Source organism: Enterococcus aquimarinus (genome assembly GCF_001885765.1).
GTDB classification, from domain to species: Bacteria; Bacillota; Bacilli; order Lactobacillales; family Enterococcaceae; genus Enterococcus_I; species Enterococcus_I aquimarinus.
The window spans coordinates 110,136-122,380 of the sequence record NZ_JXKD01000004.1 but is presented as its reverse complement, the minus strand read 5'-3'; the positions used below and the strand labels follow the sequence as shown (position 1 = coordinate 122,380).

General features: G+C 38.3%; 14 protein-coding genes. 5 read left to right on the top strand and 9 right to left on the bottom strand.

Annotation, left to right across the window (positions count from 1 at the left end; genetic code table 11):
• The first annotated feature begins 90 nt into the window (after positions 1 to 90).
• The 4 genes from RU93_RS04555 to RU93_RS04540 all read left to right on the top strand — a co-directional run bounded on the left by RU93_RS04555 (position 91) and on the right by RU93_RS04540 (position 2,426).
• Complete coding sequence (locus tag RU93_RS04555; protein WP_071874427.1) at positions 91 to 366, top strand: hypothetical protein; 276 nt, start codon at positions 91 to 93, stop codon at positions 364 to 366.
• Positions 367 to 439: 73 nt separating this feature from the next.
• Positions 440 to 907: a universal stress protein gene (locus RU93_RS04550; protein ID WP_071874426.1), complete on the top strand. Its 468-nt coding sequence runs from the start codon at positions 440 to 442 to the stop codon at positions 905 to 907.
• Positions 908 to 1,078: 171 nt separating this feature from the next.
• Positions 1,079 to 1,510, top strand: a complete 432-nt coding sequence (locus RU93_RS04545; protein ID WP_071874425.1) for a MarR family winged helix-turn-helix transcriptional regulator — start codon at positions 1,079 to 1,081, stop codon at positions 1,508 to 1,510.
• 61 nt (positions 1,511 to 1,571) lie between these two features.
• Positions 1,572 to 2,426, top strand: a complete 855-nt coding sequence (locus RU93_RS04540) for a VOC family protein (protein WP_071874424.1) — start codon at positions 1,572 to 1,574, stop codon at positions 2,424 to 2,426.
• Positions 2,427 to 2,526: 100 nt separating this feature from the next.
• Here the strand turns inward: RU93_RS04540 and RU93_RS04535 are convergent, their stop codons facing one another.
• A complete protein-coding gene (locus RU93_RS04535) occupies positions 2,527 to 3,402 on the bottom strand; it encodes a YitT family protein (protein WP_071874423.1) in 876 nt (291 codons plus the stop codon).
• Between the two features lie 194 nt (positions 3,403 to 3,596).
• Between RU93_RS04535 and RU93_RS04530 the strand changes: the two genes are divergently transcribed.
• The gene (locus tag RU93_RS04530) at positions 3,597 to 4,319 is read left to right on the top strand and encodes a hypothetical protein (protein WP_211272554.1); all 723 of its coding nucleotides are present in this window, start codon (positions 3,597 to 3,599) and stop codon (positions 4,317 to 4,319) included.
• Positions 4,320 to 4,596: 277 nt separating this feature from the next.
• Here the strand turns inward: RU93_RS04530 and RU93_RS04525 are convergent, their stop codons facing one another.
• The 8 genes from RU93_RS04525 to RU93_RS04490 all read right to left on the bottom strand — a co-directional run bounded on the left by RU93_RS04525 (position 4,597) and on the right by RU93_RS04490 (position 12,067).
• The gene (locus tag RU93_RS04525) at positions 4,597 to 6,459 is read right to left on the bottom strand and encodes a heavy metal translocating P-type ATPase (RefSeq protein ID WP_071874421.1); all 1,863 of its coding nucleotides are present in this window, start codon (positions 6,457 to 6,459) and stop codon (positions 4,597 to 4,599) included.
• Positions 6,460 to 6,603: 144 nt separating this feature from the next.
• On the bottom strand, positions 6,604 to 7,212 hold the full coding sequence (locus RU93_RS04520) for a flavin reductase family protein (RefSeq protein ID WP_071874420.1): 609 nt from the start codon (positions 7,210 to 7,212) through the stop codon (positions 6,604 to 6,606).
• A gap of 10 nt (positions 7,213 to 7,222) precedes the next feature.
• Positions 7,223 to 8,182 carry a ring-cleaving dioxygenase gene (locus tag RU93_RS04515; protein WP_071874419.1) on the bottom strand — a complete coding sequence of 320 codons (960 nt, stop codon included), beginning with the start codon at positions 8,180 to 8,182 and terminating at the stop codon, positions 7,223 to 7,225.
• Between the two features lie 19 nt (positions 8,183 to 8,201).
• The gene (locus RU93_RS04510; protein ID WP_071874418.1) at positions 8,202 to 8,618 is read right to left on the bottom strand and encodes a MarR family winged helix-turn-helix transcriptional regulator; all 417 of its coding nucleotides are present in this window, start codon (positions 8,616 to 8,618) and stop codon (positions 8,202 to 8,204) included.
• Positions 8,619 to 9,092: 474 nt separating this feature from the next.
• Positions 9,093 to 9,851, bottom strand: coding sequence for an ABC transporter permease (locus RU93_RS04505; protein WP_071874417.1), 759 nt, complete (start codon positions 9,849 to 9,851; stop codon positions 9,093 to 9,095).
• Positions 9,848 to 10,756, bottom strand: coding sequence for an ABC transporter ATP-binding protein (locus tag RU93_RS04500; protein WP_071874416.1), 909 nt, complete (start codon positions 10,754 to 10,756; stop codon positions 9,848 to 9,850). The genes RU93_RS04505 and RU93_RS04500 overlap by 4 nt, the downstream gene beginning before the upstream one ends.
• Positions 10,753 to 10,965 (bottom strand): PLD nuclease N-terminal domain-containing protein, encoded by a 213-nt coding sequence (locus RU93_RS04495; RefSeq protein ID WP_071874415.1) that lies wholly within the window; start codon positions 10,963 to 10,965, stop codon positions 10,753 to 10,755. Before RU93_RS04495 ends, RU93_RS04500 begins: the two co-directional genes overlap by 4 nt.
• Complete coding sequence (locus RU93_RS04490; RefSeq protein WP_071874414.1) at positions 10,958 to 12,067, bottom strand: helix-turn-helix domain-containing protein; 1,110 nt, start codon at positions 12,065 to 12,067, stop codon at positions 10,958 to 10,960. The genes RU93_RS04495 and RU93_RS04490 overlap by 8 nt, the downstream gene beginning before the upstream one ends.
• Positions 12,068 to 12,245: the final 178 nt, after the last annotated feature.

Genomic DNA, 12,245 nt, shown 5'->3' with positions numbered 1-12,245 from the left:
CGAGGACTATTTTTTTCATCCTCCGTTTGCATCTCGTTACGCCTTCTTCTATACTAGTTATATTATAACCTTGAAAGGAATTACTTCCAGATGATTTTTATTATTTTTATTCTCATTGGTCTATTTTTAAGTGTCTTTGCCTTTTTCTTATTAAAAAAACAAACCATTTTCCTAGCACTATTGGCCGCTGATCACGAAAGTAACAAACAATTTTTAGCTCGTTACGGCTTTTTATTCCTTTGTTTAGCGTTACTCGCATTTGGTCTTTCACCTTTTATTCAACGAGATGGCGCTTTGTATTTTATTGCGCTAATGATGTTCGTCTCTGGTTTGTTTAGCTATCAATTTTCTAAAAAAATAAAATAAGTTCTACTTAGATATTTGGCAATTCCTTTGAAATAGCTTACAATAAAGAAAAGGATAGAAGGATGTGGTCAATATGTTACAACAATACAATCGAATCATGGTCGCCGTTGACGGCTCAAAAGAAGCAGAGCTCGCTTTTAAAAAGGCGATTAACGTCACAAAACGTAATAATGCGGAATTGGTTTTACTTCATGTCATCGACGCACGTGCTTTTCAAACAATGACGTCTTTTGACACGATGTTAGCAGAACAAGCAACCGATATGGCAAAAGAGTCATTAGCCGAATATGAAGAAACTGCAAAAAAACAAGGCATTACTTCGATTAAAACATTGATTGAATATGGGTCACCTAAAACGGTCATTGCCAAATACGTTCCGAGCGAACATCAAATTGATTTAATTATGTTAGGTGCTACGGGTCTAAATGCCGTTGAGCGTTTGTTTATTGGTTCTGTTTCAGAATACGTGATTCGCCACGCACCTTGTGATGTGCTCGTTGTGCGTACCGACCTCAACAACCAGCTTCCAAAAGAAGAATAAACCATTGTCATAACTAAGTGATTCTCTTCGTCTCGATGGGAACCACTTAGTTTTTTAGTGATTCATTCTCTTATCGATTCATTCCATCAGCCATTTGATAAAGGTGAGCATTGTTTTTGACACGCTTATTTTTATATGTTAATTTGTATGTACAAATGAGGACGTGAAATTATGAAAATAGATGATTCTGCTTTAACTGAATGCTTATTTTTTAATGCTAATCGTTTTGCGCGCGCAATGACAAAATTAGCAGAAGAAGCCTTTGTCGATATTAATCTCTCTCCTAACTACGCCTATTTATTAATTTTGGTCGCACAATATCCTAATATTACCCAAAAAAAATTGTGCGAAAAACTAGACATTGCACCATCAACCAGCACTCGCTTTATTAATAAATTAGAAGATGCGGCACTGGTTACTCGTACAAGTCAGGGAAAAGAAACCCATATCCATTTAACGGACAGTGGGTATGCCTTACAAGAAACGATTGAAGCAGGCTTTGATCGTTTGTCGAAAGCATACCAAGAAAAAATAGGTGAAAAAGAGAGTGCTTTACTCGCAAAAATGCTTTATGAATCAAGCGAAATCTTAAAAGAAGAGTGACATCGCTCTTTTTTTTCAAGTGTCATTTGCATATACAAACGAATATTGGAGGAATATTATTATGAACAACTTTCATCAATCACCACAAGCTTACGTAGGACACGTTACACTGAACGTCATGGATTTAAACCGCTCAATCCCTTTTTATACTGAAATGCTTGGCTTTAAAATTTTAAATCAAACAGCAACCTCGGTTGATTTCACGGCAGATGGTTCGACATCACTCTTGACCATTAATCAACCTGCTCATGTAACACCACGCCCACAACGAACAACTGGTATGTATCATTTTGCTTTATTATTACCTAAACGCTCGGATTTAGCCGATTTACTCGCACACTTTATTACAACAGGTCTTCCTTATGGCGCATCTGATCATCTTGTAAGTGAAGCATTGTATATTGCCGATCCTGATGGCAATGAAATTGAAATTTATACGGATCGTCAGGCTGATGAATGGACCTGGTTAGAAGATGGCGTACAAATGACCATTGATCCGATTAATGGGCATGACTTGTTAACGTTAAGAAATCCCGAGGGTTGGCAAGGTCTTCCTGCAAAAACCATTATGGGACATATTCATTTATACGTTTCAGAATTACAAGCCACAGCAGATTTTTACGTCAAAGGTCTGGGCTTTGCGATTGCGAGTCGCTATAGCGATCAAGCGCTATTCCTCTCTACAGGAAATTATCATCACCACATCGCTTTAAACACTTGGATGGGTGTGGGTGCGCCAACGCCTCCTGAAAATAGTACAGGCTTAGACTTTTACACGATTGTCTATCCGGATGCAACTGCTAGAGAAATAGCCATCCAAAACGTGATTGCTTTAGGTGGGTCTGTCGTTGAAAAAGGAGAAAACTTTTTAACGATCGATCCAGCGGGTAACCATATTTTACTTAGTTTGTCGTAAAATTAAATAACATTTCTATAAAAAGCACAAGATAAACGATGAGGCGGCCTTCAAACAGAGAACGAAACAATCTCTCTTTGAAGGCCGCCTTAAACTTTTTTTAGATTTCGACACTATAATCTTCCATCATACGTTTCACACTGAAACCACGACCATTGACTTCACTTGCATCTAATGCGACAAAAAAGGCCGTTTCATCAATCGCTAAGATCGCTTCTTTGATTGCCATAAATTCTTTTTCAGGAATCACAGTCATAATAATTTTCCCTTGTTTTTGAGTATAACCACCCTCAATCGGCAAAAGGGTAACGCCTTTATCTAATTCTTTAATGAACATTTGATGAATGGCTTCATATTTGTCCGAGATAATAAATAAGTTTTTCGAACGTAAGACGCCTACTTGAACGCGGTCAATCACACGACCAATAATGAAAAGACTAATCAGAGAAAATAAAACCGTATCTTTTGTAAACACGAAAAGAGCCGTCGCAATGACAAAACCATCTACTACGAAAACAGAAACCCCTAAAGAGATTTTAAAATACTTATTCACAATTTGTGAAATAATAGCTGAGCCACCCGTTGAGGCATTTCCCCGAAAAACAAGGCCTAAACCAATTCCAGTCAACACGCCACCATACAAGGTTGCTAAAAAAATATTATTCGTTAACGGAGGTAATGATCCCGTAATCGCAATAAAAAAAGGATTAATTAAGCTTCCATAAATCGTTTTTAATCCAACATCTTTGCCTAAAAGTAAAAAACATAAAATTAAGAGCGGAATATTAATCGCATATAAGGTTAAGGCGACGTTCCAGCCGAATAACTCATTCAACACGATACTTAAGCCACTTGCACCGCCTGCGACAATTTGATTCGGTAAAAAAATTAAGTTCACACTAATCGCTAAAATAAATGCTCCTAACGTCACATAAAGTGTCTCTTTTAATCGTTGTACTTGTTCTTGCTTCTTCAATAAAATTCCTCCTTAAATGATTCCTTATCTGTTATACCATATTGTTTTTGATTAAGAAAGAAAAGAAGTATAATGAACAAAAGGGGATGATAAAAATGAAACGGCTCTCATTATCATTGTTATTTCTATTATTGTTTTTTAGCGCCTGTCGTACTACCCCAACCCCACCTTCTAGTAGCAGTTCTTCAAGCGAAATGACAAGTTCAACTACAACCGAAGAATCAAGCTCTTCTTCTTCGACTGAAACGACTCAAATTTCCGAAAGTCATTCAGAAATTCCAGTTCCCATAGAGACAAGACGTAATATCGTCGGCACTTGGAAACAAGAGAATCAAACACTCACTGTTCAATCGGATGGGACTTGGCAACTAACTGGAGAAATTAATAGTTCTGGCACATTGACCGTTGCAGCTGATTTTGAAGACACCCAACTCCTTAAACTCTATGGATTCAATGAAAATATCGACGGAATCGGTACGTATTTTATCGCGAACTTTAATCAAGACTCCACAAAGATGGGCTTTGGTTACTTGGGGCAATTTAACCGTTTAGGAAACGTGACAGAGGTCAATTTATCAACGGATGTTTTTCAAAATGACATCCAAACGACGCCTGTTGATTTCAACACAACGATTCTAGGCACTTGGACCATTAAAGAAGGCATCGAATTTCATAATACTTGGAATTACAACCCTGATGGGACATTCGAAACGTTTTCTCAAGGTCGTGGTCAAGCAATGACTGGCGAATATCGTGTCAAACAATTAAACGGTAATTGGGTTGATGTCACTTATACTTTTGATGAAGATGGTCAATCGTACACAAGTTTGTATCTGATTGAAAATGGCATGATGATTGAAAATCATTTTGAAGATATTAAAATTGTCCGAAACGTGATTCCTGATTTCCCTTCATAAGTCGTTATGAGGAACGATAGTCATTTTTCCAAAAACTGCCGTCATCAGTAGCCATTCTAAGACACCCTTTTAACTATAATAAGCCTCAGGAATAGATAGATTTGACCTCCTCAAGTTAGACGATAAGCGCTAACTTAGGGAGGTCTCTCAATTTCCTTCTGATTTTTTTCAACTTCATAGTCACACCGCAAAACACGACTCCTAGCAGTGATTTTATACGAATGAAGTCGACAGCATGCTCCAAGACAGTATCTTAGGAGACACTCGAACATTTCTGTTATTTCACACGAAACTTCATCAAACGTAAGCCATTTAAAATCACGAACAAAATCGAGGCTTCATGCACAAACATGCCTGATGCCATGTAGATGAATCCGGCAAATAGTCCGACAAATAAAAGGCCAACAGTGGCTAACGAGATGCCAATATTTTGACGCATATTAAAAATGGTCGCTCTTGTTAAACCAAAAGCATGCACTAACTCATCAAAACTCGAGCGCATTAAGACAATATCAGACGTTTCAACCGCGACGTCGGTGCCTGAACCCATCGCAATCCCAATATCCGCTAGTGCAATCGAGGGCGAGTCGTTGATACCATCCCCCACAAAAGCCACGATATGCCCCGTATCTTTTAATTTTTGCACTTCTTTGACTTTATCTGCTGGTAACAATTCGGCTTTCACCTCATCAATTCCTAGTTGTGTTGCTACCGCTTGGGCCGTGATCTGATTATCGCCCGTCAACATCACAAATCGTTTAATTCCCATTTTACGAAGTTTCATCAGTGCCTTTTTTGCCTCCGGACGAATCTCATCGGAGACGCCTATCACAAACCTTAATTCTCCACTCACTGTGACGAGAACAATGGAGTTGCCTTGTTCTTTGATTGCTTGAATTTCTTTTTGTGTCTTTGGTGCAATCGTCAACGCTTGTTCCTTTAATAAACGCTCATTCCCAATCAAAACTTCTTCCTCCTGAACGATTGCTTGAATCCCACGCCCTTCAAGGACCGTTGTCGATTGGACAGGATAAGGATTTCTGATATTTTTTTCGCCTAAATAAGCGACAATCGCTTTGGCTAACGGATGATCGGATTCTTTTTCGATTGCCATTAAGTAGGCCAACGACTTTTCCTCTTCTTCTTCAAGTGAAATAAAGGTTGTGACTGCGGTTGTTCCTTGGGTTAACGTTCCTGTTTTGTCAAAGACCATCGTATCGACTTGATTCATGCGATCCATGACTTCTCCGCCTTTAATGAGTACGCCATGTTTGGCGCCGTTCCCAATCCCTGTTACGTTCGACACAGGAACCCCGATGACTAAGGCTCCCGGACAACCGAGTACTAAAATCGTGATAGCCAAGCGAATATCTTGGGTGAAAAGATACGTCACCAGTGCAAAAATGAGTACTACAGGGGTGTAATATTTTGAAAATTTATTAATGAATTTTTCCATCACTGACTTACTATCTTGCGCCTCTTCGACTAGTTCAATTATCTTGCCAAAAGTCGTATCTTCCCCTACTCTTTGGGCTTCAATTTGTAAGGTACCATTATTCAAGATTGTCCCCGCAAAAACGTGGTCGCCAACTTTTTTCTTGACGGGAAAAGATTCCCCCGTAATCGTCGCTTCATCTACAAAACCTTCGCCAACTAATACAAGGCCGTCTACGGGTACTTTTGATCCCGTTTTCACTAATAAGCGATCCTCTTTTTCAACGAATTCAATGTCGACCTCTTCGGCTTCTCCGGATTCATCTACTAACAAGGCCGTCGTCGGTGCCATCTCCACTAAGCTCTTAACGGATTTTCGTGTCTTTTCGATTGTTCGTCGTTCTAAGTATGCACCAAATAAAAATAAAAAAGTCACGATGCCAGACTCGTAATATTCCCCAATAAAAAACGCTCCTATAACAGCGATTGAAACTAGTAATTCAATACTAATTACTTTATTTCGAAGTGCTTGATACGCTTGAATCATAATCGGTATCCCACCCACAATCGAGGCTAAAATCATCGCCCACATTCCTACTTGAGAAAGATTCAATAGATAGTCACTGATGATGGCACTTGCTACAAGGACCCCACTTAAGATAATAATCTGGTTCTGGTGTTGCTTGATCAAACGTTGAATGTTCATTTTCTTGATCTCCTTCCTTATTGACACCCTTAGTGTAATCGTAAAACGCATCAACTAAATTGATAGGTGTCAAGAAACCAAAGAAGTAGGCAAAGAAAATAAAAAAGTACCAAAGAAAAGCGAACTTTTCTCTGATACCTTCTTTTATTTAGGGCGCGCTAACGAAAAAATTTCTCCAAGCTTACTATAATCTTGACCAGCGAGACGACTGACGGGTGCGAGTTTATGAGGATTAATTTTCCCATCTTCGTAGACTTCTTCCGCAATCACATAGTTCTCAATTTGTAATAAAAAGAAATCAGCTGTAACCGTTTCTTCCTTTTTGATGTCGATTCTTTCTAAAACCGAGACTTCAAAACGAACTTTGGCTTCTTGTAAACCAGGCGTCAACACCTTTGAAGAGGGAACGAGTGTCAACTTCGCGACGGATAGTTCACTTTCCTCCGGCGCTAAGTTAGCCGCCGTCTCATTCGCTTCAAAAACGTTCTCTTCGTCTAAAATGTGGATGACACCTTCGCCTTGCTCTCGTAAATTGCGGGCTGTATCTTTTTCGATCCCATTTTTTCTTTGAACAGATAATGAAACAACGGGTGGATTGGAGCTCACAATATTAAAAAAACTAAAAGGAGCGACATTCACAATTCCTTGAGCAGACTGGGTCGTGACCAAAGCAACTGGGCGGGGAATAATCGAACCAATCAATAATTTATAATTTTCTTGTTGCGTCAATGTTGCGGGTACAATTTCTTTCATATTTATCCCCCTATCTTGTCGTATCAAAAGGACGAATAACACTTTCGATGTGCGCACGATTTGGCTCTAAAAATGGTGGTAGCGCTAAGCTTTCTCCTAATGTTTCGTAAGGTTCATCTGTCACAAATCCAGGTTCATCCGTCGCAAACTCTACTAGCACATGACCAATTCGAACATATAATGATTCAAAATAAAAGCGATTCACGTAGCCAGAGTTTGGTAATCCCGCTTGATTTAAACGTGTTATCCATAATTTAATCGAAGCCGCATCTTTTAAGCGTAACGCAAAATGGTGTACTTCTCCATATCCTTGTTGTGCGATATTTTGCGTCGCATCTTCAATTAAAACAACTTGTGCGCCGTTGCCTTTTTCACCTACTTCGAGTAAATAACGGTTGCCTTCTTGTGCGATTTCTTCAAAAGAAAGTAATTCTTCAAAAATTTCTTTAAAATCGTTAAAATAGCTCACGGTTATTTCAACCGGACCTAAACCATAAATCGCAAATTTCTCCGGTACTGGACCTTTTTTCCATGGCGTTCCGGGTTTCATTCCCACATTGTTTTCATCCGAAATCAATTGATACGCTTGCTCGTCAAAATCCCAGAACCGCAATACTTTTTTCCCAAATTCAGTGGTAATCGCTTCATGTTTCACATCAAATTTAGCAAAACGTTCTTGGTAGTATTCTAAGCTCGCATCATTTGGTACGCGGAAACTCGTTCGAGTAATCGCGTTCGTTCCTTTGATCCCTTTTGGATTATTTGGAAAATCAAAAAACGTCATGGCTGTACCAGGTGATCCGGTATCATCACCGTAATAGGTATGATAGGTATGAATATCATCTTGGTTGACCGTTTTTTTAACAAGGCGCATACCTAATACTTCAGTAAAAAATTCATAGTTCTTAACAACATCACTCGTCATTGCCGTCACATGGTGAATGCCTAGTGGTAAGTCTCTTTCATTCATTGTGATTTCCTCTTTTCATTTATCTTACTTTTTTGAGTAGTTCCTTCAGTTGGACTAATTCATCTTCCGTTAACTTCCCAAAACAGGTCTCAATTTTCTTGGCGTGTAGGGGGAAAATTTCATCCATCAAGGCTTTCCCTGATTCCGTGATTTCAACATAGGTTACACGCTTATCTTCTTGGCAAATATCTCGGCGGACATGTTCTTTTTTCTCTAATTGATCGACCACGTAAGTTGTACTACTGCTCGCAATTAAAATTTTATTTTTAATTGTTTGTGTTGTTTGGCGTCCTTTATGGTAAAGTAATTCTAGAACAGAAAATTCCGTCATGTTTAATCCGTAGCAGGCCACATCTTTTCGAACAATTTGTTCTAAGGTGCTACTCGTGCGTAAAATACCGATCAATGCTTGTAAACTTTTTTCTTTCCTATTCATTTCGTCACCTCTTTTTATTTCGAATTCGAGATAATTGTACCCGATTTTTTCGGTTTCTACAACCTTAATGCTCAAACCCCTTAAGAAAGTTCCTGTTTTTCTTTCTTAAGGAGTTTGATTTATCCAGATATTTCATTCACTATGGTATCCTTCAACAGTTTTGCTTCATTTTAAATAATAGATGAACCATTTGTCTTCATTGCGCTGACAAAAGAATCATTTCGTATGAGACAAAAAAATAAATATGGCTCACTAACGACACACGGAACCACCCACACTTGATTTTAACGTTTGATTAGCAAAAGACGACTGCGCTCATAGCGGTACTTATGCACCAAGACTAACCACTCCCCTTTTAGTTTCACCAATCGTTTGACACCTCCTATAAAAAGAAAACGCTTTCTAATAAGTATTTTACTATAAAAAAAAGAAAATACTAGCTCTTTTTAAGCAGAACTAGTATTTCAAAGTGTCTTATATTTTTTTTCGTTTCAAAACGTTAATACTCATGACAATTAACACAATAGTCAGCAGCAACGTAACAAGAATACTCGGAAGATACTCCGATAATCGATCCGTACCTTGTAAAATAGCCAGATTTTGTCCAATTAAAGAGACGGGATTCCAGGTCGTCAAGGATTCGAAGACGCCTCCGATATAACCGAGGATCATCACGAAAATGGTTAACAATAATCCTTCGAAGGAACTTCTTGCAACTGTTGAAGTAAAAATAATCAGACTACAAAAAAACAAGCCAAAAATCAAAAGAGGAAAAAAGGCGAGCCAAGGATGAGCGGAGGCGTTATCTGGAAAATAAAAATACGTATAACCAAAAGTAATGACAAATGAAAGACTGAGAATCAACGTCCATTGTAAATAGAGAATGAACCATTTACTTCCGATAATCACCGAACGATTTAACCCTTTCGTCACCAAATGAACGAGCGTCCCTTTTTGAATTTCTTGACTGACCACGCCACTAAAGACAATGGCAAAAAGATAGAGACCGATTTGACTTAGATTTTTATAATATTGCATCCAAGAATCAAGTGACGTTGGCGCGACAATAGGGAACTCCTCACCAAAACTCATTTTTAGAATTTCTGGTGTTAGTTTAGCCACCAATGGACTCATTAAGCCAAATATCATAAAAATGACAAAAAGCAAAACAAGTTTTTTCGTACGCCACGTTTCTAAAAGTTCTTTTTTACTAAAGGCTAGGAATTGAGTCATTTTGTCACCTCCAAATATATTTGCTCAAGAGAAGGGGCGATATGAGAAATACTTTTAGCGGTAAATGCTTCTTGAAGTAAAATCTCTACTACGTCATGAAAGGCTTGTGAATAGGTTCCTTCATAAGACCACAATACTTGCGAATCGATACATTGAATCTTTTTATCTGATAACTTTGCCGCAAATTGTTGCGCCTCTATTTGCGTTTCAAAATTCAATTCAATTTGAGGCTTCGCGTAGCGTTCTTTTAAAGACTCCAGCGTGCCTACCACTTGTAAGGCACCTTGGTCCAAGATTCCCACGTAATCACAAATTCGTTCGACATCACTTAAGATATGTGTCGAAAATAAAATCGTCACTTCGTCCTTTAAAGAGGCTAATAACGCCAAAAATTCATTACGCCCGGTAGGATCAAGCGCGGAAGTAGGTTCATCGCAAATTAAAAAGGCTGGTTTGTTTAATAATGCTTGCGCAATTCCCAATCGTTGTTTCATTCCTCTAGAGAAGCCTTTAATTTTTCTTTTATCTTGGGTTAATCCAACTAATTGCAACATTTTTGCTACACGATTTACCCGCTCATTTTTGGGAATAGCGGTAATCTCACTACAAAAAAGTAGGTATTCACGTGCAGTCATATAATCATAAAATTCTGGAACATCCGGTAAGTATCCGACCGAATGATTTGTCGCCGGTTTCCCGAAGGTTACTTTTTGACCATTGAGATAAATCTCCCCTTCATCGACTGTCTCCAGACCTAAAATCAATTTCATCGTCGTTGTTTTTCCAGCACCATTTTTCCCAACAAACCCAAATATACTGCCTTGTGGAATTGAAAAAGTGAGATTGTTTAAGACAACATTTGACCCGAACTGTTTCTTGACTTGTCTGACTTCTAAAAGATTCATTCTTCGTCTCCTTTACCAAAAACGAAATACAGAACGGGACCAAAAAATTGGAAAAACACTACGACAATCAGCCAAAACACCTGATTACCAAAACGATATTTAGGATGTTTTAACACATGGATCACGGCTGTAATCATTAAACCAAGATTTAAGAGGATTAATGGAATAAACAAGGGTAAATTGTTAAAAAATAATTCAGAATTATTCATGTTGAGACTCCTTTACTTCTTTTAGTTTTTTTATAATCGTTTCATTTTGATACGGTTTTAATAAGGGATTGTCTACTACTAGCGTCAGAAACTCGTATTTCATATTCTTCGTTGTTCTTGGCATTTGCGGACCTAAATCAAGTTGTGCAAGCCACTCATCAATTTGATCAAAATAGGCATCGCCATGAAGTTCGAGTTCAAAGTCGGTGTGACGCAGCGTGCTTTCAAATGCCTCTAACACTTCAATCGTTTGGGTATGTTTCCCTAATTGCGCGAAACCAAAAATAGCGGATAGTTGGAAATTCATCAAAATAATCGGATGAAGGGTCGTTAATTCAAACGTCTCGGCAATCTTTTTTCCTCGTTCGTACGTCATTTGAAATTTTTCTTCATCGGCCAATAAAAATTGTAAATAATTCGTAAACCCACTCATCAGCACAAAAATATATTGCGCAATACTACTTTGTAAAGTTGCAATTCCCCGTTGGCCTTCTCCTTGTTGCTGAAAAGCACCCGCGATTAAGGTTTCAGTTGGAAAATAAGCAGGAACATATTCACCTAATAACGCGAGGACTTGGTCGGGTTGTTGCAATAACAACAACGTATAGGCTTCTAGATTTCTTGCTTGATTGACAAGTGCGACTTCCTTAGTTGCGTTTTTTACGTGTAAAAACCATTCTCTGGCTTCATTCATATACTTTTGTTGTTTGTTTTCACCTTCCATTGCAGGGAAATAATCAAAATGATTCATGAGAAATAAGCCCATCTGTAACACGAACGGATAACAAGAATAATATCGACGCACCAAGCGACGAAGATTCGTTAAGACAACTTCACCAGAGTCTTTTTCTAATGATTTTTTGAGCATGGTATAGAGTCGCTGAATTTCTTTGGCTGAAAGCTGCGAATGATAGTCTAATAGCTGATCCATTGAAACATCAAAGTAGGCCGCAAGCAAGGGCAGTAAGGTGATATCAGGATAGGTTAAGCCCGTTTCCCATTTCGAGACAGCTGCTTTTGAGACACCGACAAATTCGGCTAATTCTTGTTGAGTAATGCCTTTTTCTTTGCGTTTTTCGCTAATGATTTGACCAATTTTCATCTAATCCCCTCCACGCTTCTTAGTATAAGAGTAAATATAAAAAACATCAAAGGATTACTTGTTAACTTTTGTTGATAAAAGTATCTCTTTAAGATATTTTATAAAGCGAAATATTTTTTTGGAATTGCACCATTCATTCCCAAATACATCTGATTTTATGAGGCAGGCGTTTAGAAAA